This is a genomic window from Chromobacterium sp. S0633, from assembly GCF_024158805.1.
Lineage (GTDB): Bacteria > Pseudomonadota > Gammaproteobacteria > Burkholderiales > Chromobacteriaceae > Chromobacterium.
In genome coordinates this window covers 1-18,687 of the sequence record NZ_JAMZGH010000033.1, presented here as the reverse complement: position 1 = coordinate 18,687, position 18,687 = coordinate 1, and the positions used below count along the sequence as shown (strand labels likewise).

General features: G+C 67.7%; 24 protein-coding genes. 8 read left to right on the top strand and 16 right to left on the bottom strand.

Annotated elements, in window-relative coordinates; translation table 11 throughout:
* Nucleotides 1–20: 20 nt before the first annotated feature.
* A complete protein-coding gene (tcdA, locus tag NK214_RS18350; protein WP_253315171.1) occupies nucleotides 21–821 on the bottom strand; it encodes a tRNA cyclic N6-threonylcarbamoyladenosine(37) synthase TcdA in 801 nt (266 codons plus the stop codon).
* A gap of 230 nt (nucleotides 822–1,051) precedes the next feature.
* On the opposite strand from tcdA, the gene NK214_RS18345 reads away from it, so the two are divergent.
* Nucleotides 1,052–1,276, top strand: a complete 225-nt coding sequence (locus NK214_RS18345) for a hypothetical protein (RefSeq protein WP_048413080.1) — start codon at nucleotides 1,052–1,054, stop codon at nucleotides 1,274–1,276.
* A 133-nt stretch (nucleotides 1,277–1,409) separates the two neighbouring features.
* On the opposite strand, the gene NK214_RS18340 is transcribed toward NK214_RS18345, so the two are convergent.
* Nucleotides 1,410–1,754 carry a darcynin family protein gene (locus NK214_RS18340; protein WP_253315170.1) on the bottom strand — a complete coding sequence of 115 codons (345 nt, stop codon included), beginning with the start codon at nucleotides 1,752–1,754 and terminating at the stop codon, nucleotides 1,410–1,412.
* A gap of 150 nt (nucleotides 1,755–1,904) precedes the next feature.
* Between NK214_RS18340 and NK214_RS18335 the strand changes: the two genes are divergently transcribed.
* From NK214_RS18335 to NK214_RS18325, 3 genes are read left to right on the top strand one after another with little or no spacing between them, the layout of a single operon-like run.
* Nucleotides 1,905–2,519, top strand: coding sequence for a TetR/AcrR family transcriptional regulator (locus tag NK214_RS18335; RefSeq protein WP_253315169.1), 615 nt, complete (start codon nucleotides 1,905–1,907; stop codon nucleotides 2,517–2,519).
* Nucleotides 2,520–2,534: 15 nt separating this feature from the next.
* Nucleotides 2,535–3,563, top strand: coding sequence for a low-specificity L-threonine aldolase (gene ltaE / locus NK214_RS18330; RefSeq protein WP_107800859.1), 1,029 nt, complete (start codon nucleotides 2,535–2,537; stop codon nucleotides 3,561–3,563).
* Between the two features lie 54 nt (nucleotides 3,564–3,617).
* Nucleotides 3,618–4,322 carry an ABC transporter substrate-binding protein gene (locus tag NK214_RS18325; RefSeq protein ID WP_227105436.1) on the top strand — a complete coding sequence of 235 codons (705 nt, stop codon included), beginning with the start codon at nucleotides 3,618–3,620 and terminating at the stop codon, nucleotides 4,320–4,322.
* On the opposite strand, the gene NK214_RS18320 is transcribed toward NK214_RS18325, so the two are convergent.
* The gene (locus NK214_RS18320; protein WP_253315168.1) at nucleotides 4,319–4,900 is read right to left on the bottom strand and encodes a TetR/AcrR family transcriptional regulator; all 582 of its coding nucleotides are present in this window, start codon (nucleotides 4,898–4,900) and stop codon (nucleotides 4,319–4,321) included. The two genes, NK214_RS18325 and NK214_RS18320, sit on opposite strands and share 4 nt — an antisense overlap.
* A gap of 107 nt (nucleotides 4,901–5,007) precedes the next feature.
* On the opposite strand from NK214_RS18320, the gene NK214_RS18315 reads away from it, so the two are divergent.
* Both NK214_RS18315 and NK214_RS18310 read left to right on the top strand, forming a co-directional pair.
* Complete coding sequence (locus tag NK214_RS18315; RefSeq protein ID WP_253315167.1) at nucleotides 5,008–6,072, top strand: saccharopine dehydrogenase NADP-binding domain-containing protein; 1,065 nt, start codon at nucleotides 5,008–5,010, stop codon at nucleotides 6,070–6,072.
* Nucleotides 6,073–6,161: 89 nt separating this feature from the next.
* Nucleotides 6,162–8,201, top strand: coding sequence for a prolyl oligopeptidase family protein (locus NK214_RS18310; protein ID WP_253315166.1), 2,040 nt, complete (start codon nucleotides 6,162–6,164; stop codon nucleotides 8,199–8,201).
* Here the strand turns inward: NK214_RS18310 and blaOXA are convergent.
* Both blaOXA and NK214_RS18300 read right to left on the bottom strand, forming a co-directional pair.
* The gene (blaOXA, locus tag NK214_RS18305) at nucleotides 8,183–9,016 is read right to left on the bottom strand and encodes a class D beta-lactamase (protein ID WP_253315165.1); all 834 of its coding nucleotides are present in this window, start codon (nucleotides 9,014–9,016) and stop codon (nucleotides 8,183–8,185) included. The genes NK214_RS18310 and blaOXA overlap by 19 nt on opposite strands.
* A 96-nt stretch (nucleotides 9,017–9,112) precedes the next feature.
* Nucleotides 9,113–9,940 (bottom strand): AraC family transcriptional regulator, encoded by an 828-nt coding sequence (locus tag NK214_RS18300; protein WP_235085996.1) that lies wholly within the window; start codon nucleotides 9,938–9,940, stop codon nucleotides 9,113–9,115.
* Between the two features lie 107 nt (nucleotides 9,941–10,047).
* Between NK214_RS18300 and NK214_RS18295 the strand changes: the two genes are divergently transcribed.
* Nucleotides 10,048–10,581 carry a carboxymuconolactone decarboxylase family protein gene (locus tag NK214_RS18295; protein WP_253315164.1) on the top strand — a complete coding sequence of 178 codons (534 nt, stop codon included), beginning with the start codon at nucleotides 10,048–10,050 and terminating at the stop codon, nucleotides 10,579–10,581.
* Between the two features lie 95 nt (nucleotides 10,582–10,676).
* Here the strand turns inward: NK214_RS18295 and NK214_RS18290 are convergent, their stop codons facing one another.
* The 3 genes from NK214_RS18290 to soxR all read right to left on the bottom strand — a co-directional run bounded on the left by NK214_RS18290 (nucleotide 10,677) and on the right by soxR (nucleotide 12,790).
* Complete coding sequence (locus NK214_RS18290; RefSeq protein WP_227105424.1) at nucleotides 10,677–11,111, bottom strand: CesT family type III secretion system chaperone; 435 nt, start codon at nucleotides 11,109–11,111, stop codon at nucleotides 10,677–10,679.
* 63 nt (nucleotides 11,112–11,174) lie between these two features.
* Entirely contained in the window at nucleotides 11,175–12,068 is an 894-nt protein-coding gene (locus tag NK214_RS18285; RefSeq protein ID WP_253315163.1) for a hypothetical protein, read from the bottom strand.
* A 227-nt stretch (nucleotides 12,069–12,295) separates the two neighbouring features.
* The gene (gene soxR, locus NK214_RS18280) at nucleotides 12,296–12,790 is read right to left on the bottom strand and encodes a redox-sensitive transcriptional activator SoxR (protein WP_233246742.1); all 495 of its coding nucleotides are present in this window, start codon (nucleotides 12,788–12,790) and stop codon (nucleotides 12,296–12,298) included.
* Nucleotides 12,791–12,862: 72 nt separating this feature from the next.
* Here soxR and NK214_RS18275 point away from each other — a divergent pair, with 72 nt between their 5' ends.
* Complete coding sequence (locus tag NK214_RS18275; protein WP_253315162.1) at nucleotides 12,863–13,873, top strand: questin oxidase family protein; 1,011 nt, start codon at nucleotides 12,863–12,865, stop codon at nucleotides 13,871–13,873.
* A gap of 1 nt (nucleotide 13,874) precedes the next feature.
* Here NK214_RS18275 and NK214_RS18270 read toward each other — a convergent pair whose 3' ends face one another.
* The 8 genes from NK214_RS18270 to NK214_RS18235 form a co-directional block, all read right to left on the bottom strand.
* Nucleotides 13,875–14,399 (bottom strand): hypothetical protein, encoded by a 525-nt coding sequence (locus NK214_RS18270; protein ID WP_235086007.1) that lies wholly within the window; start codon nucleotides 14,397–14,399, stop codon nucleotides 13,875–13,877.
* Nucleotides 14,396–15,091 (bottom strand): oxygen-regulated invasion protein OrgB, encoded by a 696-nt coding sequence (locus NK214_RS18265; RefSeq protein WP_146176733.1) that lies wholly within the window; start codon nucleotides 15,089–15,091, stop codon nucleotides 14,396–14,398. Before NK214_RS18265 ends, NK214_RS18270 begins: the two co-directional genes overlap by 4 nt.
* On the bottom strand, nucleotides 15,048–15,635 hold the full coding sequence (locus NK214_RS18260) for a type III secretion apparatus protein OrgA/MxiK (protein ID WP_107800846.1): 588 nt from the start codon (nucleotides 15,633–15,635) through the stop codon (nucleotides 15,048–15,050). Before NK214_RS18260 ends, NK214_RS18265 begins: the two co-directional genes overlap by 44 nt.
* The gene (locus NK214_RS18255) at nucleotides 15,628–16,383 is read right to left on the bottom strand and encodes an EscJ/YscJ/HrcJ family type III secretion inner membrane ring protein (protein WP_235086009.1); all 756 of its coding nucleotides are present in this window, start codon (nucleotides 16,381–16,383) and stop codon (nucleotides 15,628–15,630) included. Before NK214_RS18255 ends, NK214_RS18260 begins: the two co-directional genes overlap by 8 nt.
* Complete coding sequence (sctI, locus tag NK214_RS18250; RefSeq protein WP_166454395.1) at nucleotides 16,380–16,685, bottom strand: type III secretion system inner rod subunit SctI; 306 nt, start codon at nucleotides 16,683–16,685, stop codon at nucleotides 16,380–16,382. The genes NK214_RS18255 and sctI overlap by 4 nt, the downstream gene beginning before the upstream one ends.
* 42 nt (nucleotides 16,686–16,727) lie before the next feature.
* Entirely contained in the window at nucleotides 16,728–16,976 is a 249-nt protein-coding gene (locus NK214_RS18245; RefSeq protein ID WP_107732058.1) for a type III secretion system needle complex protein, read from the bottom strand.
* A 17-nt stretch (nucleotides 16,977–16,993) separates the two neighbouring features.
* A complete protein-coding gene (locus NK214_RS18240) occupies nucleotides 16,994–18,175 on the bottom strand; it encodes a PrgH/EprH family type III secretion inner membrane ring protein (protein ID WP_107800843.1) in 1,182 nt (393 codons plus the stop codon).
* Between the two features lie 192 nt (nucleotides 18,176–18,367).
* Nucleotides 18,368–18,687 (bottom strand): hypothetical protein (locus tag NK214_RS18235; RefSeq protein WP_253315161.1); only part of this gene is annotated, 320 nt, incomplete at its 5' end.

Here is an 18,687-nt window from a genome sequence, read left to right as displayed (position 1 = left end):
CTGCCCGGGTTTACGCCGCGTTAGCCGCGCTTGATCTTGGGCGGCTTGGCCAAGTGCTTCAAGGCCTGCGCCACCGCCACCAGGCCGAAGCTGGCGGTCACCGTCATCGCCGCGCCGAAGCCGGCGCAGGACAGGCCCTGCGGGCCGCGCGGCTCCGCGGCGTCGCAAGCCTGCTGCTCCGTGTCCGGATAGATCAGTTGTTCGGTGGAGAACACGCAGGGAACGTGCAGCTTCTTGCCGGCTTCGCGGCTGAACTGGTGGTGACGGCGCAGGTTGTAGCGCAGCTTGGACAGCAGCGGGTCGTAAGTGACCTCGCCCAGGTCCGCCACCCGGATCAGCGTGGGATCGGTCTGGCCGCCGGCGCCGCCGGACACGATGAAGGGCTGGCGGCGGCGCGCGCACCAGGCCGCCATCGCGGTCTTGATGCGCAGGCTGTCTATGCAGTCGATGATGAAGTCGTAGTCCCGGCCCAGCAGCTGTTCCAGATTGTCTTCGGTGACGAAGTCTTCGATCTCGATCACCTCGCAGGCCGGATTGATCGCGCGCACGCGTTCGGCCAGCGCGCTGACCTTGGCCATGCCGTAATTGGGGTCCAGCGCCGGCAACTGGCGGTTGGTGTTGGACTCGGCCACATTGTCCAGGTCTATCAGGGTCAGCTTGCCGACGGCGCTGCGCGCCAGCGCTTCCACCGCCCAGGAGCCGACGCCGCCGACGCCGACCACGCAAACGTGGGAGGCCTGAAAGCGGGCCAGCGCCTCAGGCCCGTAGAGACGGGCGATGCCGCCGAAGCGGCGTTCCAGATCTGCGTTGTGGGTGTCCATGGCTGCAATCGTCAACAATCAAATCGGCGAAGGATACTGCAAGCCCCGCTTGCTGACCAGTGCGGCGGCCGTGGGCGCGAGGCTTGCCCGCGGTCAAAAAAACTACAGTTAAGTGGCTGATTGCTGGGAACCTTTCGCCGGCGGAGCTATCCTTCTCTTCAGGTCTGTCATGAAGGGCTTCCTGCTCTTCCTCTGGCTGGCCGGCCTTTGTCACAGCAAGGGAGATTCCCATGAAGCAGCAAAGATTCGATATTGATCTGGACAAGCATTACAACGCCACCGTCGTGGTCGCCTGCGAGGAATGCGGCCATGAAATCCGCCATCATCTCAAGTCCCTGCATCCCGACAGCGTGTTGCGCTGCCATTGCGGCGCCCATGTGGCCATGAGCCCGCTGACCGTTCAACAGGCCGAGCGCCGCGTAAGCGAGATCAAGCAATCTTATCGAATCCATTAAGCCACTGCTGACAATCTGAGAGTGTCCCCGCCGGCCGTTTCGGGCCGGACTCGCCGGGCATAACCCGGCCTCCCGCAGCAGCGACACGGCGACCGCAAGGTCGCCGTTTGTATTGGCCGGCAGGCTAAGCGGCCTATGATCCGCCTGCGGACAACTGCGCGTCGTAGTCGCGGAAACCGTCCTCCACCGCCGGCAGGATGTCGACGAATTCGAAATAGGGCTCGGTGAGGAGCGGGCTGTCGCGCAGCGCGTCGATCAGATAATAGAAATCCTTGATCGATTCGGTTTCGAACAGCGCGATATCGCTGCAACGGGCGGTGAAGGCCTCGGCGTCGAACCAGCGCATGCGCACCGCCGGATAGCGCGCGTAGATCGGCTTCAGGGTTTCCGCTTCGAACCGGCGGCGTTCCGGCCGGCTCAGGCGCAGCCAGTTGGGGTGGACGCGCAGCAGCGCGAAGAAGGCGTAGCTTTGGCTCATGGTTCCGCTTTCATTGAGGATGGGCGACGCTTTCAATGTATCCGCCCTTGTCAGCGGGTAAAACTCGTGTTTTGCTAAGCGTTTGCCGCCGTCTTTTTGCTGTCGGCCCCATGACCGCGGCGCAAGCCTTCCTCCCTTACGGACCGCCGCATGCCCATGATTCCGCAAGCCCGCAAACAGCCCAGCCAAGCCCGCTCCCGCCATGTGGTGGCCGCCATTCTGGAGGCGGCGGCTCGCATTCTGGAGCGCGACGGCTACGCCGGGCTGAGCACCAACAAGGCGGCGGAGCTGGCCGGCGTCGGCATCGGCTCCTTGTACCAGTACTTCCCCAACAAGCAGGCGCTGGTGGCGGCCTTGCACCGCCGCCACGGCGAGGAAACCCTGGCCACGGTGCGGGAGGCCTTGCGGCTGAGCGCCGGCCTGCCGTGGCCGGCGCAGCTGGAGAGCCTGGTGTCCGCCTGCCTGCGTCTGCATCTGGCCGCGCCCGGGCTGCATCGGGTATTGGAATGGGAGTGGCCGCAGTTCGACCCGCCGCCGGCGGACAATCCCTTGGACGCGGCGCTGCTGGACTGCGTGGCCGAGTGGCTGGCCGCCCGCGGGCTGCCCGCCGAGCGCGCGCCGCGCCTGCTGCGGATGGCGGACAGCCTGATTCACGGCTTGGCGTTGGAAGACGCGCCGGACGAGGTGGAACTGACGCGCTGCGTCGCGGCGGCCTTGGCCGCCTATCTGACCTTGCCGCGGCAAGACCCCGAGATTTCCCCTTAAGAGAAGGAGTTGACCATGCAATGGATTGATGTGCGCAGCGATACCGTGACCCAGCCGACGCCGGCGATGCGCGAGGCGATGTTCAACGCCGAGGTGGGCGACGACGTCTACGGCGACGATCCCACGGTGCAAGCGCTGGAACAGCTGGCCGCGGAGAAGCTGGGCAAGGAGGCGGCGCTGTTCGTGCCCACCGGCAATTTCGGCAACCAACTGGCCATCTTCACCCACTGCCAGCGCGGCGACGAGGTGATTCTGGAAGAGAGCTGCCACATCGTCTGGCACGAAACCGGCGGCGCGGCGGTGATAGGCGGCGTGCAGTTGCGCGCCGTCGCCGGCGTGGACGGGGTGATGGCGCCGGAGGCGATAGAGCAGCGCATCCGCGTCGGCGAGGACATCCACTGGCCGCGCACCGGCTTGATCTGTCTGGAAAACGCGCACTGCAACGGCCGCGTGATTCCCTTGGCGGCGATGGCCGCCAGCGCGGAAGTGGCGCGTCGCCACCAGGTGCCGGTGCACCTGGACGGCGCGCGCATCTTCAACGCCGCTGCCCACCTGGGCTGCGAGGCGCGCGAGATCGCCCAATACGCCGACACGGTGATGTTCTGTCTGTCCAAGGGCCTGGCCGCGCCGGTAGGCTCCATTCTGGCCGGCAGCGCCGATTTCATCGCCCGCGCGCGCCGCAACCGCAAGCTGCTGGGCGGCGGCATGCGCCAGGCCGGGGTGATCGCCGCGCCCGGCATCGTGGCGCTGAACGAGATGGTGGACCGGCTCAAGGACGACCACGCCAACGCCCGCTACCTGGCCGAGCGGCTGGCGGCGCTGCCCTGCGTCGAGGTGAGGCTGGAGGACGTGCACATCAATATGGTGTGGTTCCGTTTCACCGCCGACATCGACGTGGCCGAACTGATGGCCGCGCTGCGCCAGGCCGGGGTCAAGGCCAATCCGCCCGAAGGCGGCCTGATGCGCATCGTCACCCATTGGCAGGTGAGACGCGAGGACCTGGACCGGCTGGTGGAGACGCTGCAACGGGTGCTGTCCGACTGAACCGAGGCCCGGCGGCTATAAATAAGCAGCTGCGGCGTGGAAAAGGGAGGCGGAATGAAACAATGGCTGGGCGCCTGCTGCGCCGCGCTGGCCTGCGGCGGGGCCCCGGCGGGGGCTCTGGACGAAGTGCGCTTGTTCAGCAGCGGCGATCCGCCCTATGTGGAACTGGGGCCGGACGGCCGGATCAGCGGCGGGCTGGCGGTGGCGCCGGTTCTGGCGATCCTGGGCAAGCTCGGCCTGCCGCCGTCGCGGATTGAAACGGTGCCGTGGGCGCGCGCCTACGAGGAGGCCAAGACCCGGCCGGGCGCGGCGATCTTTCCCATCGCCAAGACCCGGGAGCGGCTCAAACATCTGGACTTCGCCGTCAAGCTGCTGGATTCCGACGTGTATTTTTATCAGCTGGCGTCGCGACGCGACATCCAGGCGCCGACGCTGGCGGCGGCCAAGCGCTATTCGGTGTGCGTGGTGCTGGGGGATTACCGGCAGGAGTACTTGAAGGAAGAAGGTTTTCCAAGACTGGACCCGACCTCGGACTCCAGCATCAACGTCAAAAAGCTGGTGTCCGGCCGCTGCGATCTGCTGCCCGCCACCGAGATAGGCATGCGCAGCAAGCTCAAGTCCCTGGGGCTGGACGCGTCGCTGGTGCGACGCGGCATGAAGCTGGCGCAGCTGGACAGCGCGCTGTACGCCGCCTTCAACCGCGGCACCGCGCCGGCGGTGATCGCCCGTTTCAAGGCCGCCGCGCGGAGCGCGGATTAGGTCTTGGCAGGCGGCAGCGGCAAGGCCGCCAAGGCCAGCGCGGCGTCTACGGCATGGCGCTGGGCTTGCGGCGCCAGCGTTTGCTCCCGGCCGTTGCCGCGCAGGATGGAGAGGCCTTCGATCAAGGCGACGATGAGCGCCGCGCGCTCCCTGACGACACTGTCGGGCGCGTCCGTCTGAGCCTCGCGGCGCAGCAGCGCGCAAACCCGGTCGGTATAGCCGGCGTAGAAGGTCTTGAGCGCCGCATCGGCGGCCCCGTTGCGGCTGGACAGCGCCCACAGCTCCCAGAGCAAGGCGCAGCCGCCGTGTTGAAGCTGGGTCGCCAGCACAAAGTCCAGCGCGCCGGCCAGGCTGGCGGGCGCGTCCAGCATCAGTTCATCCCAGTCTTCCAGGTAGCGAACCATGACGCCTTCCATTACCGCGTCGATATTCTTGAAGTAGTACTGGACATGGCTGATGCCCACCCCGGCCTCCGCCGCGATGGCGCGCATGCGGAAGCCCTGCCCGCCGTCGCGGGTCAGCACCCGCATCGCCGCGCGCAGAATCGCTTCCCGTCTTTCCTCTCCTTTGGCCGACATCTTTCCTCCTTCGTGATCGTCCGGCATCGTTGATGCGCCAGTTTAATTGTTCAAACGACCAAGTTCATGTTTTAATATTGGTCAATTGACCAAAACTGAGGTGGGGCATGACTTCTTCCCGCGTTGTTCTTGTCGGCGGCAGCGGCGTGGTGGGCGCGCAAGTGGCGTCCTTGCTGGCGCGGCGCAGGCCGGATCTCAAGCTCGTCATCGCCGGCCGTCGTCTAGACGCGGCTCGGGCGGTGGCGCAGCGATATGGCGCCGAGGCGATGGCGATGGACGTGGACGCGCCGGCGCTGCCGGACGCTCTCAAGGGCGCGCTCATCGTGGGCTTGGTCAACGATGCGCATGACCGGCTGTTGCGCCTGGCCCTGGCCCAAGGTCACGCCTACCTTGACGTGACCCGCTGGACGGAGCGGCTGAAGCAGGCCTTGCTGACGACGGCCGCTTACGGGCCTCCCCGCGCGCCGGTGGTCTTGTCATCGGCCTGGATGGCCGGCGTGGCCAGCCTTGTGGCGCGAGACGCGGCGAGGGCCGTCGCCGAGGTCGAGCGCGTCGGCATCGACATCCTGTTCGCGATGGCGGATCAGGCGGGGCCGAATTCGACCGCATACATGGACCGCCTATCCGAACCGTTCCACACCATGGAAGGGGGGAAGTGGGTCAAGCGCGGCGGTTTTCTCGATGGCCGCGTCGCGGACTTCGGCGCCGCCGGCCGTCACAGGGTTTACCGTTTCGATACCCCGGATCAAGCGAATCTGCCCGCCATCGTCGGCGCCGCGCAGGTGGATGCGCGCATCGGCTTCGACGACGGCAAAGCCACCGCCTTGCTGCATGTGCTGGTGCGCAGCGGCGTATGGCGGCTGCTGTCGCGGCCGATGTTCAACAGCGCGCGGCAGGCGCTGCTCTACAACCCCGGGCCCGGCGCGGCTCACCGCATCCGCATTGCCGTCGAGGGCAAGGACGCCGCCGGCAGGCCGTGCGGAAAAACCGTGCAACTGGCGGACCCTTTGGGACAAGCGCATCTGACGGCCTTGGGCGCCGTTTTGCAGATCGAGCATCTATTGGGGGCGGACGCGCCGCCCGCCGGCGTCTATCTGGGGGAAGCGTTGCTGGACCCCGAGCACGCCTGCCGCCAGCTGCGGGAGGAGGGAGTGGAGATCAGCGCGGTCTGAACTTCGGGCGCAGCGGGCATGGCGCATTTGGCGTTGGCGGCGCGGGGTGCTAACCTCGCGGCCATTGATCCGCAATTGTGATGACGCCGATGTCCGACTATAACGCCCTCGATCCCCACGCCTGGCTGGAAAACCTGGACGATCCCGCCGCCGCCGAATGGGTGGCTGAGCAGAACGCGCGCGCCCAGGCGCGGCTGGACGCCGACCCGCGTTTCGCCGGCCTCCGCGACGAAATCCTCGCCCACCTGCGCGATACCCGCCAGATCCCGTTCTGCGCCGAGCATGAGGGCTGGCTGTACAACTTCCACCAGGACGAAGCCCATCCGCGCGGCATTTACCGCCGCAGCACGCTGGCGGCCTACCGCGCCGCCGAGCAGGACTGGCAGACCGTGCTGGACATCGACGCGCTGGCCGACGAGGCCGGCGAGGACTGGTATCTGGACGGGGTGTCCCACTGCACGCTGGCGCCGCTGCAAGCCATGGTGCACCTGACCGCGGGCGGCGGCGACGCCGGCATCGCGCGCGAATACGATCTGGCCGCCGGCGCGTGGCGGCCGGACGGTTTCAGTTTTCCGGAAGGCAAGAGCCATGTGGCCTGGCGCGATCCGGACAGCGCCTGGGCCTGCCCCGGCTGGCCGGGCGCGCCGCTGACCCGTTCCGGCTATCCGCGCGAAGTGTGGCTGGTGGAGCGCGGCGAGGAAGGGCGGCATGCCTGGAGCCAGGTGTTCTCCGCCGGCGAAGACGCGATGATGGTGGCCGCCTGGCGTTTCCTCGACGCCGACGGCGCGACGCTGGACCTGATCGAGTGCTCGGACAGCTTCTACAGCAAGACCTACCATCTGATCGACGAAGCGCTGGAAACCCACGCGCTGCCCTTGCCGCCCAAGGCGGAGCTGGAGGCCTATCTGCACGGCGATCTGATCGTCAAGCTGGCCGAGGACTGGGACGCCGCCGGGACCCGCTATCCGGCCGGCGCCTTGCTGGCGGTGGCGCTGGAGCCGCTGCGGCAGGGGCGGATCGTCGCGCAACGGCTGGTGGCGCCGCAGCCGCGGCTGGCGGTGGAGTCGGTGGAGACCACCCGCGCCAGCGTGGTGGTCAATCTGCTGGACCAGGTCAAGAGCCGGCTGCTGGCCTTCGACAAGATCGACGGCGTCTGGCGCGAGCGCGCGCTGCCCACGCCCAGCGGCGGGGTGATCGAGTTCGCCGACCAGCCCTGGGACAGCGATATCCTGTGCTACAGCTTCAGCGATTTCCTGACCCCCACCGGCCTGTACCGGCTGGACGTGGCCAGCGGCCAGCAGGAATGCCTGCGTCGTCAGCCGGAGGCTTTCGATCCAGCCGACTTCGTCGCCGAGCAATGGCAGGCACGCGCGCCGGACGGCGAAAGCATTCCCTATTTCGTGGTGCGCCGCCGCGACGCGCCGCTGGACGGCGCCACGCCCACCTTGCTGTACGGCTACGGCGGCTTCGAAGTGCCGATGATGCCTTACTACGTGGAGAACTTCGGCCCGCACTGGCTGCAACGCGGCGGCGCTTTCGCGCTGGCCTGCATCCGCGGCGGCGGCGAGTTCGGCCCCGGCTGGCACCAGGCGGCGCAGGGCGTGAACCGCCAAGTGGGCTTCGACGACTTCATCGCGGTGGCGGAAGACATGGTGGCGCGCGGCCTGACCGCGCCGGCCAAGCTGGGCATAGAGGGCGGCAGCAACGGCGGCCTGCTGGTGGGTGCCTGCATGACGCAGCGGCCGGAATTATTCGGCGCGGTGGTGTGCGAAGTGCCGCTGCTGGACATGCTGCGCTACACCGAGCTGCTGGCCGGCGCCAGCTGGATAGACGAATACGGCGATCCGGAGGATCCGGCGCAGCGGCCGGCGCTGGAGGCGTATTCGCCCTACCACCGGCTACGCGGCGATCTGGCCTATCCGCTGGCCCTGTTCACCACCAGCGCCAAGGACGACCGCGTGCATCCGGCGCATGCGCGCAAGATGGTGGCGCGGATGCGGGAGCTGGGCCACGACGCGCTGCTGCTGGAAACCGAGGCCGGCGGCCATAGCGGCAACGCCGGCCAGGAGCAGACCGCGCAGGAGTTGGCGCGGGTGCTGGTCTATCTGTATCAGCGGCTGATGGATTGAGCGGGGGCGGACGCTGCGGCGAGCGCCGGCAATTCCTCCAGGAAGGCCGCGCGCGAGCGCACGCCGGCGGTGCCCGGCTCTTTCTTGTCGTCCTGGATCAGGCGCACGAAGACCAGCGAGCGTTCGCCCTTATTGGCCCAGCCCACGTACCAGCCGTACGGGTGTTCCTCGTCGAACTGGCCGTCCGCCTTGCGCGGATAAGCCATGCCGGTCTTGCCGTGCGCCTGCCAGCCGTCCGCCGCCGCGCTGGTTTCCACGATCTTCATCGTCAGTTCCTGCGCGTGTTTGGACACCGGCAGTTCAAGATTGACCAGCTTGCGCAGGAAGGCCAGTTGCTCCAGCGGCGACACCTGCAGCGAGGAGGCGATCCAGGCGCGTTCCAGTCCATTGTGCTTGCCCGGGTCGCCGCTAAAGTCGGCGTTGCCGTAGCCGAAGGCGTCGGCGTAGCGTCCTAGCTTCTCCTCGCCCAGCGACTGGGCGATCTGCTGCGAATACCACACCACCGAATACTTCAGCCAGCGCACCGGATCGGTGGGCTGTTTCCAGTTGTCGCCGCCCCAGTCCACATAGCCGTCCCGGTAGGGCAAGGCCGGCTGGTGTTCGCTCTTGAGGAAGCCGGAATCGAAGCCCATCACGCTGAGCGGAATCTTGAACGTGGAGGCCGGGGTGTAGCGTTGTTCGCAGCTGCCTTGTCGCAGCAGGATGTCGCCGCTCTTGGCGTCGGCCAGCAGCGTGCATAGCGTGGCGGCGTGGACGGGCAGACTGAATAGGCCGGCGCAGAGCAGCGCGGCGCCGGCGAGGCGTGGTGTGTTCATGATGTTTCCCTTGATGGATTCAGCGCGGCATCCCTTGGACCGCGCGGTCTGAAGTCAGATGGGGCGCCGGATTCCAAAGTTCCACGCGCGGGCCGCTCAGGAGGCCGCTTGCCGCTTCAGCCAATCGCTGGGCGGCAGCCCCAGCCTCTGGGCAAACACCCGGCTGAGCGCGGCGGGGCTGGCGTAGCCCACTTGCGCGGCGATGCGTTTGATCGGCTGGCCCTGGCGCAGCTGATGACGGACGACGGCCAGCCGCCAGTCGGTCAGATAATCCAGCGGGGCGAGGCCGACTTGTTGCCGGAAGCGGGCGGCGAAACGCGCGCGCGACATGCCGGCCTGCTCCGCCAGCAGTTCCACGGTCCAACCGCGCTCCGGCCGCGCGTGGATGGCGTTGACGGCGCGCGCCAATTTGGGGTCGGACATGGCGGCGAAGATGCCGCTGTGGATCTGGCCGCCGTCTATCACCACGCGTATCGCCTGGATCAGGAAATACTCCATCAAACGATCCAGCGCCGCCTGGCGGGCGAAGCGTTCGGAGAAGGCCTCGTCGAACAGCAGCCGCAGCGTGGGCAGCAGGCTGGGCGTATCGTCCAGATACAGCACCAGGCATTCCGGCAGCGCCAGCGCCAGCGGCCCGCCGGTCTGGAAGCCCAGGTCCAGCTTGGCGCAGACCAAGTCGGCGCCGCGTTCGCCCTCCGGCAGCAGGATGTGGGCGCTGGGGCGGGGAAACAGCAAGGCGCAGGGGCGGTCGGTGTCCAGCACCAGGACGTCGCGCAAGGTGCAGCGCAGGCGGCCGCCCTTGAGCAGATGCAGATGACCGGCCATTGCGCCAGGGTCGAAGTCCGCCAGATGACATAAATTGCCATGATGGAATACGCGCGCGGAGAAGGCGCTTTGCTGCAGCAAGGGCGTCAACAGGTCCATTTCGATACGACCTGCAAAGTTTTCGAGACGATAGGCTTCTGATTGTATTGCAAGATGACTTCTGTGCAGTCCCCATCGTCGTTCAACTCGAGAGTCAGGAGCCCATCATGCCCCGCATCCCCACCGTAGACCGCCATCAAGCCAGCCCGGAACTGAGCGCCACCCTGGACGCCGTCAAGGCCAAGCTGGGCAAGGTGCCCAATCTGTTCGCCACCTTCGCCCAGTCTCCGGCGGTGTTGAACGCTTATCTGGGCTTCTCCGAAGCCCTGGCCAAGGGCAAGCTCAGCGCGCGCCAGCGCGAAGTGATCGCCTTGGCGGCCGCTCAGGCCAACGCCTGCCAGTACTGCCTGTCCGCCCATACCCTGATGAGCAAGGGCGCGGGCCTGAGCGAGGCCGACATCCAGGCGGCGCGGGCCGGTCAGGCCGCCGACGCGCAGACCGCCGCGATCGCCAGGCTGACCGGGCAAATCGTCAGCCAGCGCGGCGTGTTGTCCGATCAGGACCTGGCCGCGGCGCGCGCAGCCGGCGTCGACGACGGCCTGCTGGTGGAGGTGATCGCCGCGGTGGCGCTGAACACGCTGACCAATTACGCCAATCTGATCGCCGGCACCGAGATCGATTTCCCGGTGGTGGACTTGTAGGCGGCGCTTGCCGTTGATTGAGCGCGGCCGAGGCTTGACCGGCGTACTGGGGTATGCCGGCGGCCTCGGCCGTTTTCGTGCGGGTTTTGTCCTGCTCAGCAATGCAGCCGGGCGTGGCGCTGACGCAGCGCCTGCGGCGCGAAGGTCGACGCCGCCGGTTCCGGCGCGCGGCAGCACTGTTCGGCGCAATCGCTGATGCGCTCCAACTGCCGCTGCAGCGCGGCGGCGTCGCAATCGGCCAGCGGCTGACGGTTCCACAGCACCCAGTCCTGGCTGTGCTCGGATTGGCCGATCACCGGTTTGAGCGGATCGTCGCTGAACAGATTCTGCCGCAGCGGCGGCGCGTCCGTTTGCGCCTGTTGCGGCGACAGGCAGCAGAACATCAGCAACTGGCGCGCCGGCTGTTCGCTCAGGTGCACCGCGTGTTCGCCCACTTGCAAGGTGAACAGACTGTCGTCCATCCGTTCCGGCGGCTGCAGGGACAGAGACTGGCAAAGCTGGGCGACGGCGTGTTGGAAAGGCGTGGACATGGTTTTTCTTTTTTGGATGAGGGAAGGGAAGCCGGCCGCGCGCGGCGGCCGGCGGCATGGTGCTTACTGTCCGGCGTTCAGCTTGGCGCGCAACTCCTGCATCAGCGCGGCTTGCGGGCCCGCCGGGGCGGATGGCTCATCCAGCCAGCCTTGCAGCAGCGCTCCGCCAATCGCGGGCATGGTCTTGGCCAGTTGGAGCTCGGTCATCTGCCACAGCGGCGCGGAAACCTCGATGGAGGTTTTGCTGAACGCGCTGCCGGTGCCGGCGTCGGCATGGCGATGGCTCAAGGCCAGGGTGCGCATCGCCGCGCTTCCGCACTGCTTGAGCGGCCCTTCCGGCAATTGCGACAACATCTCGCGGTGCAGGCGGGTGACGTCTGCGCCGCTGGCGTGCAGCGCGTGCAGGTCTTGATCGCTGGGCAGCGGCAATTGTTTCAGGGTGTCCTTGATTAGCGCGGCAATCTCGATGTGGCTGAGCGAGTCCGGCGCCATCTCTCCATTCGCCATCTGTTGTTTCACGTTCTGCAATTTCTCGTGGGATGCCGGCACGCGGAAGGCGCCGTCCATATTGCGCTTATCCGCCAGGCTGGCCTGGAACGTGTCGCACAGGCGGCAGAAATTGGCGGCGAACGACGCGGTGAGAGGAGACACGGGCGCTTGCTGCGCGCTGGCCGCGGCCGGCTTGGCCTGGCCTGTCAGCTTGCGCACCCAGTCCGGGATCGCGCCGAAGAAGCGGGCGACCCGGCCGCTCAGCGGCTGGAAGAAGCGGCCCACGTCGGACAGACATTCGCTCAAGACCGCATGGGCTTTGCCGCGGCTTTCGGCGCTGTCGTCTATGCGCACCGGCTTGCCCTTGAGGCTGCCGGTCTGGGCGACGGGGGGCTCCGGGGCCTGGGCAGGGGCGTGCGAGGGGCTGGCGTTGGGCCGAACGGAGGGAAAGCCGAGAGGCAATAGCATGGTGGCGCTCCAGTGGCGTTGAAATGGGCGCTATTACACCGCGCCGTTGCGACAGCGGCTTTCAGGAAGCGCTCAGAACCTGTTTACGATCTGCTGCGCGTCGGCGGGATGGATAGAAATGGGCGTTGAAACCAAGCTCAAAATGCTCATGCACCACGTGCACATTCCGCTTTTTTGCCCGTTTTCGCCTTGTCTCGCTCTTGCACGCGAGACTTTAGAACAGGCGTTCAGCCCGGTTGTTGGCCCGGCGCTTCCGCCGGCGGTTCGCCTATCAGGTAACGCGGTCCGTCGCCCAGGCTGGCCGCGCAGTCGCCGGGGTTGTACAGCGCGCACTGGCTCAGAGACAGGCAGCCGCAGCCTATGCAGTTGCCCAGCCGGTCGCGCAGCCGGGTCAGTTCGTCTATGCGCTGCTGCAAACGCGGCAGCCAGTCCGCGGACAAGGCCTCCCAGTCGCGCGGGGTCGGCGTGCGCTGGCTGGGCAGCGCGGCCAGCGAACCGCGGATGTCGTCCAGGCTGATGCCGACGATCTGGGCCGCGCGGATGAAGGCGACGCGGCGCAGCGCGTCGCGCGGGTAGCGGCGTTGGCCGCCGGCGGAGCGGGCGCTGTGCAGCAGGCCCTGGGTTTCGTAGTAGCGCAGGGCGCTGGCGGCGACGCCGGAACGGCTCGCCAGCTCGCCTATGCTGAGCCAGGGAGAGGGTTTGGCCATGGGGGCTGCGGGCATGCGCGGACTCGCTTGACTTAAAGTTGACTTTAACTTTTATCGTAAGCGCATGGATTTTTCAAGGAGGACGCCATGAACGCGCCAAGCCGTCACACTGAACTGCATGCCTTGTTGGACGCCAACCATGAGTTTTCGCTGATGCACAGCGACACCACCAACCATTGCCCGATGGCGCTGACCGCGCTGGCGGAAATGGGGGCGGAGCCGCATCAGCTGCGGGCATTCTTCGACTTCTGGGAGAGCGAGCGCGCCGAGCCGGCGGAGCCGGTGGAATACGATATCGGCTGGGGCCGCTGGGACGCGGCCTTGGGGCGGCTGGACGCCTTCCCGGCGCTGCTCCGGGTGATGGAGGAGCGGGTGGCGGCGCGCGGGGTGGAGGACACCGCGCGGCAAGTGTTGGCCAGCCTGCCGTTCTCGCCGGGCGGCGGCGCCTTCCACCCGCTGATCCGGCTGGCCTTCGCCCTGCGCGCCGGCCACGCCGGCGAAGCGGCGGCGGGGCTGGCCTATTATCTGAGCGGCTATCTGCGCCTGCCCGCCGGCCTGGACGCGCAAGCGCCGGCGGATTCGGCGGAGGACGGGCTGGCGCGGCTGTCGCGGGCGCTGGCCGGCTGGAACAGCCCGGATTACTGGATACACGATCGCTTCGACGCGGTGTTGGCCGATCCGCGCTTCGCCGCCGCCTTGCCCAGTGCGCCGCAAACGCCGGACTGGCTGGACGCGCTGGCGCGGGCGGCGCTGCGGGTGTACTGGCAGACCGACAATTTCACCGCGCTGCACATGGTGACGGCGACGCTGGCGCTGCGCGACGTGCTGGAGCATCTGCCCGGCTTGCCGGCGGAGGATTGGTACCCGGCTTTGTGGCAGACCTTCTGCGTCGCCTATGTGTCCATCGGCGCGCCGGCGCTGGAGGCGGAGGAACTGCCGGACGCGCAGCCGGCCTGGCCCTTATTGCTGCAACGTGTGCTGAACGTGCGCAACGAGCATGTGATCAAGCTGGTGTACGCCTGCCATCGCGAGTTCCAGCGCAGCGGCGACGCCTTCTACCACGCGGCGGCGGCGCGGGCCTTGTGGGACGCGGTGTGAATCACCAGTCCTCCATCTCCTTGGGCACGCCGCCGGACATGATGGCGTCCTGCATCCATTGCTGCATCATGCCGGCAACGCCGATATTGCCCACCAGCGAGGTCATCAGCGCGGTGTGCAGCGGCGAGGCGGCGTCGATCTGTTCCAGCGTGCGCTGGATCATGTCGTTTTTCTGCTTCAAGGTGGTGAAGGCCAGTTCGCCGGTGGCCGGGTCTTTGAATTCGCCCAGCAACTTGCCGACGGCGTCGGCGTAGCGCTGTTTGTCTTCTTGCGAGTCGGACGCTGGCGGCGACAGCTGGCGCAGCGCCGCGAGGAAGGCCACCGCCAACGGGTCGGACTGGAAGTCCGGCCATTTGTGCGGCGGCGGCTCCACTGGCTTGGCGTCGTCGGTCGCCGGGGTTTCCGTCGGCGGCGCGGCGCCGTCGGCGTTTTGCGCCGCGGCCAGCAGCCGTTGCTGCAGCGGGACGATGTCGTCGCCGGCCGCTGCGGCGCGGCCGATGGCGGAAGGGGTCAGCGAGGGGATCATTCCGGGCTCCTGTCTACGGCGGTCAAGGCCGCCAGGTCTTGTTCCAGTTGCGCGATCAAGCCGCGCAGCGCCTGCTCCGACAAACGGCGGCAGTCCTGAGGCAAGGGCTCCAGGCATTGCAGCAACTGGCGGCTGGCCGGCTCCACGTATTGTTCCGGCGAGAATTCCGCCGCCTGGTCCGCGCAGCGCATCATGAAGCGCGTGTCGGCGTGATAGTCGATCTGGATGGCGCCGGGCCAGTTTTCCGTCAGCAGCGTCATCAACTGCGGCTGCAGCGCGCGGGCGCGCTTGGGCAGCTGCAGATAGAGGGTGGCGTCCGGCTGATCCAGGCCGCGCAGCCATTCGTCCAGCAGCAGCAGCAGGGTGTCCGGATGGTCCACCGCGGCGCTCAGCATGGCGCGGGCCTCTTGCTCCAGCCGCTCCCGCCAGTTCCAGGCCATGGCCTGGCCGGCGGCCAGATGGGCGGCCGCGTGTTCCAGCGCGGCGAGCATGCCTTGCTGATAGCCGTCCTGGCAGGCTTGCCGGCGCAGGGCTTCGGCCTGGCGCTCGGCGTCGCGCAGCACGCGCTGCGCCTGTTGTCGCGCCTCGCGTTCCAGCTGATCGGCGCGTTCGGCTCGGCGCAGCTGGCCGCGGCGCACCAGCACGCCTTCAGCGGCGGTCGGAGGGCGGGATGTGGGGATGTCTCTGGGCATGTTGTAGGGCCAAGGTCAGAATCAGGGCGTCGGCGGGCGGCTGCGGCGGCGCGGCGTCGGCCTCCGGCGGGAACTGCAGCGGCAAGCGTTGCGCCAAGGGGCGCGGCAGACGCTCGCGCCAGGCCTGCAGGCGGCCGTAGCCGGTCAGCAGCAGCGCGCCGTGGCTGAGCGCCGGCCGCTGCGCGGCGGCGGCGTCCGGCGGCAGCGCCACGGCGGCGAAGTCCTGGGCCCAGTCCGGCAGCCGCAGCAGGCCCGCCTGCCAGCCCAGGCCGGCGCGCAGCGCGTGGCAACCCAGCAAATAGGCGGTTTGCGGCAAGCGCCGCCAGTGGCGCAGCCATTGCCGCGCCAGCGGGTCCAACTGGGCGTCGGCGCAGTCGCTGTCCAGCCGATAGGCGGAGATCAGCAGCTCATTGGCCGCCGCGCGCGCGGCGGCGGAGGCGGTCAGCGCCGGCGGCAGAACCAAGCGCCGCGGGTGCAGATAGGCCAGCGGGTCGTACAGCAGCGCTTGCAGCGCCGGCGAGCGGGCCGCGGGCCGGCTACTCATGTCCGGCCTGCGGCTCGGCGGCCGGCGGCTCGGCGACGGGTTTGGGCGCGCGGCGCTGCCACAGCCAGGCCGCCGCCGCGCCCAGGAGGGCGATCAGCGCCACGCCGGCCATCAGCCAGCTCAGGCCGGAGCCGCGCTCTTCCGCCGGCGCGGTGGGCGCCTGCTGCTGCGCCTCGCTGCGCCGCGACAGCACCACCGAGATATTGTCGTAATCGATGTCGGCGAAACTGTTCTTCAGGAAACGCTTGATATCGTTGACCATTTGCTCTGGGTCCACGTCGCGGTCGTACACCGCCAGCGCGGACAGGTGGATGGGTTTGGCGGCGCGGCCGCCTTCGCCGGAGTCCAGGTCGTAGCTGACGTGCACGCGCGCGGACAGCACGCCGTCCATGGTTTGCAGCGACTGCTCCAGCCGCTGCTCGATGGCGGAGTACAGCCGCGCCTTTTCCGCGCGCGGCGAGGACACCAGCGAATCCGCCGGGAACATCTGCGCCACTTCCATCCGCGGCCGCGACGGCAGGTTGTAGGCCTTCAGCCAGTCCACGGCGGCGGCGAAGTCCGGCTGCGCCACGGCGATGCTGAAGCCGGTCTTGCCGCGGTCGGTCTTGTCGGCCTCGATATTGTGGCGCTGCAAGACGGCGATCACTTCATTGGCCTGCTGCTGATCCAGGCCTTTGAGCAAGTCCTTCTGCTGGCAGCCGGTCAGCAGCAAGGCCAGCAATACGGCTTTGAAACCATGGCGGATCATGAGCGCAGCAGGCTTTCTACCGCGCCCACGGTCTTGCGGGTGAGGGTGCTGATCATGGACACCTCCAGGTTGTAATTGGAGGTGCGCTGCTGCAGCTCCATCAGCACGGCCGGATTGCTCAACAGGCCCGGCTGTTCCAGCCGTTGCAGAATGGCGTCCTTCTCCATGCCTACGCCGACGGCGTTTTGCGAGAAGGCCTGGATCAGGCGGTCGTCCAGCGACACGAGATTGTGCTCGGAGCGGGTGATGTCGCTGACCTGGGCGGTCAGCGAATCCAGAGAGAGGGCGGCGATGGGGGTCATGGGCGGACTCCTGAAGCGCCGGCGCGTGGCCGGCGTCGGGGTTTAGCGGAAGTTCTGGATGATGGCCGCGTCGATGTCCTTGAACACTTTGACGGTGTTGGACTGCGCATTGCGGTACAGGTTGTACTCGGACAGCTTGCTTTGGTAGTCGGCCAGCAACTGGGGGTTGGACGGGTTGCCGTTCAACTTTTTCAGCGCGTCGGTCAGTTCGGTTTGGAGCTTGCTGGTGCCGGTGTCGAACTCCTTGGACATGTCGCTGAGGGTCCAGTCCGGATTAGAGATAATTGGCATGGTGGTTTTCCTTTTATTTACAGGGGTTTGGGGAAGTACCAGTGGCCGGTCGCCATCTTGACGTAACCCTGGTTGCCGTACTTGAAGGACTTGCCCTTGAGCCAGTCGTCCTTCAATTCAATGGCGAATTGCACGTAGCGGCCGCCCCACTGGCGGTAGTAGTCGTCGACGAAGCGGCGCGCGCGCAATAGTTCGCCGTCGTCCAGCGCGCCCTGGATCACGAAGGTGACGCCGTTGGGCTGCTCGCTGCGGGTGAAGGGCAGCGCCTGGCGCGACAGGCCGGTTTCGGCCTGGCTCGCGGCGGCGGCGTCGTCCACCGGCACGATGTCCACCGCGTCGGCGTAGGGCATCTGCTCGGCCAGCCGCTGCGACAGCGCCTGGCTGGCCGGCCCGCCCAGCGCGGCGCGCTGTTGGCTGACCCACAGCTGCGGCCGGCGAGGGTTGTCCAGCTGCAAGCGGTAATAGGGCAGGTGGGGGTAGTTATCCGCCAGCCAGCGGCCCATGCGTTCGTTTTCCTGCTGAGGGCTGAGCACCTGCGCCGGGCGGTTGTAGTCGCCGCGCGCCAGCACTTGCCGCGCCCAGGCGCTGTCGCGCTCATTGGCGGCGGAGACGTAGAACACGCCGTCGCGGCCGGGCAGCACCTGGAAGCGCTGGCTGTCGCGTCCCAGCAGCGCGTTCAATTCCGAGGCCTGGCGTTGCGGGGTGTTCCACAGCCAGTAGCCGCCGCCGGCCAGCAATAGCGCGGCGATCACCGCCAGCGCCACCGCGGCGGCGGCGTGGCGGCGCGCCGGTTTTTGTTCCGGCGGCGGCGCGTCCTGGCCGTGGCCCAGCACTTCCGGCGACCAGGACAGGTGCTCCGGCCGCAAGGCCAGTTCCAGCGCGCCGATGCGCAGCGGGCGGTTGAATTCGGCCGGACGCTCGTCCACGCCGGCGTCGCGCAGTTCGCGCAGCGTCACCCGGTCGGGTTCGGCGCGGTCGATCAGCACTTCGAAATTGACCCCGCCTTGCTCCAGAGGAATGAACAGGGCGTCTGCCGGCAATTCCGGCAACTGGCCGGCCTCGGTCAGGGCGGCGGCGGGGCCGACCAGGAACAGGGTCTTGCCTGGCTGCAGCAGGAATTCGCAGCCGCGCAGCGGGCTGTTGAGCAGGCGGACCACGATGGGCGCCGGCGCGGAGAGAGTGATGTCTTCAGCTGCCATGGTGTCTGTCGGTGAGTGCGCAAGGTTCTGCGATGTTGGCATCCACTTTACGGACATGCGGGGACGGATTCCTGATGGAAAACCGATGAAATCTCGGGAGGGGAATCAGATTCGGGGAGGAGGGAAAAAGCATGGCGGCGTGCCGCGGAAGCGGCGGCCGCCATGTAAAGGGGGATCGGGAGAGTTGCGGAATTACCGCAGCTGAGCGCTGGCGGCCCGCGCCGCCATTTTTTGCTGTCGCTCTTTCAATTCGTTAATGAGCTCCGCTCCCGCCGGCGAGGCGGCAGTGGGCTTGGAACCCGGCTCCTTGCGCAGTTTCTGGCTTTGTTCGTCACGCAGTTGCTGGATATCGGCCACGCTGGCCGCCGCGACCTTGTTCCAGGCGCGCGCCGGGCCGGCCGCCGGGGCCGTCGCGTTGACGGGCGGCGGCGGTGGGGGAGGCGGAGGCGGAGGCGGTGGAATCTGACCGGGCTGCGTCGGCTGCGGCGCGGCGGCCAGGACCGGGGCTGCTG

Bases quoted from the DNA above. Each gene is read 5' to 3' on its own strand.
- tcdA (WP_253315171.1), bottom strand. From the start codon at position 821: ATGGACACCCACAACGCAGATCTGGAACGCCGCTTCGGCGGCATCGCC.
- NK214_RS18345 (WP_048413080.1), top strand. From the start codon at position 1,052: ATGAAGCAGCAAAGATTCGATATTGATCTGGACAAGCATTACAACGCC.
- NK214_RS18340 (WP_253315170.1), bottom strand. From the start codon at position 1,754: ATGAGCCAAAGCTACGCCTTCTTCGCGCTGCTGCGCGTCCACCCCAAC.
- NK214_RS18335 (WP_253315169.1), top strand. From the start codon at position 1,905: ATGCCCATGATTCCGCAAGCCCGCAAACAGCCCAGCCAAGCCCGCTCC.
- ltaE (WP_107800859.1), top strand. From the start codon at position 2,535: ATGCAATGGATTGATGTGCGCAGCGATACCGTGACCCAGCCGACGCCG.
- NK214_RS18325 (WP_227105436.1), top strand. From the start codon at position 3,618: ATGAAACAATGGCTGGGCGCCTGCTGCGCCGCGCTGGCCTGCGGCGGG.
- NK214_RS18320 (WP_253315168.1), bottom strand. From the start codon at position 4,900: ATGTCGGCCAAAGGAGAGGAAAGACGGGAAGCGATTCTGCGCGCGGCG.
- NK214_RS18315 (WP_253315167.1), top strand. From the start codon at position 5,008: ATGACTTCTTCCCGCGTTGTTCTTGTCGGCGGCAGCGGCGTGGTGGGC.
- NK214_RS18310 (WP_253315166.1), top strand. From the start codon at position 6,162: ATGTCCGACTATAACGCCCTCGATCCCCACGCCTGGCTGGAAAACCTG.
- blaOXA (WP_253315165.1), bottom strand. From the start codon at position 9,016: ATGAACACACCACGCCTCGCCGGCGCCGCGCTGCTCTGCGCCGGCCTA.
- NK214_RS18300 (WP_235085996.1), bottom strand. From the start codon at position 9,940: ATGGACCTGTTGACGCCCTTGCTGCAGCAAAGCGCCTTCTCCGCGCGC.
- NK214_RS18295 (WP_253315164.1), top strand. From the start codon at position 10,048: ATGCCCCGCATCCCCACCGTAGACCGCCATCAAGCCAGCCCGGAACTG.
- NK214_RS18290 (WP_227105424.1), bottom strand. From the start codon at position 11,111: ATGTCCACGCCTTTCCAACACGCCGTCGCCCAGCTTTGCCAGTCTCTG.
- NK214_RS18285 (WP_253315163.1), bottom strand. From the start codon at position 12,068: ATGCTATTGCCTCTCGGCTTTCCCTCCGTTCGGCCCAACGCCAGCCCC.
- soxR (WP_233246742.1), bottom strand. From the start codon at position 12,790: ATGCCCGCAGCCCCCATGGCCAAACCCTCTCCCTGGCTCAGCATAGGC.
- NK214_RS18275 (WP_253315162.1), top strand. From the start codon at position 12,863: ATGAACGCGCCAAGCCGTCACACTGAACTGCATGCCTTGTTGGACGCC.
- NK214_RS18270 (WP_235086007.1), bottom strand. From the start codon at position 14,399: ATGATCCCCTCGCTGACCCCTTCCGCCATCGGCCGCGCCGCAGCGGCC.
- NK214_RS18265 (WP_146176733.1), bottom strand. From the start codon at position 15,091: ATGCCCAGAGACATCCCCACATCCCGCCCTCCGACCGCCGCTGAAGGC.
- NK214_RS18260 (WP_107800846.1), bottom strand. From the start codon at position 15,635: ATGAGTAGCCGGCCCGCGGCCCGCTCGCCGGCGCTGCAAGCGCTGCTG.
- NK214_RS18255 (WP_235086009.1), bottom strand. From the start codon at position 16,383: ATGATCCGCCATGGTTTCAAAGCCGTATTGCTGGCCTTGCTGCTGACC.
- sctI (WP_166454395.1), bottom strand. From the start codon at position 16,685: ATGACCCCCATCGCCGCCCTCTCTCTGGATTCGCTGACCGCCCAGGTC.
- NK214_RS18245 (WP_107732058.1), bottom strand. From the start codon at position 16,976: ATGCCAATTATCTCTAATCCGGACTGGACCCTCAGCGACATGTCCAAG.
- NK214_RS18240 (WP_107800843.1), bottom strand. From the start codon at position 18,175: ATGGCAGCTGAAGACATCACTCTCTCCGCGCCGGCGCCCATCGTGGTC.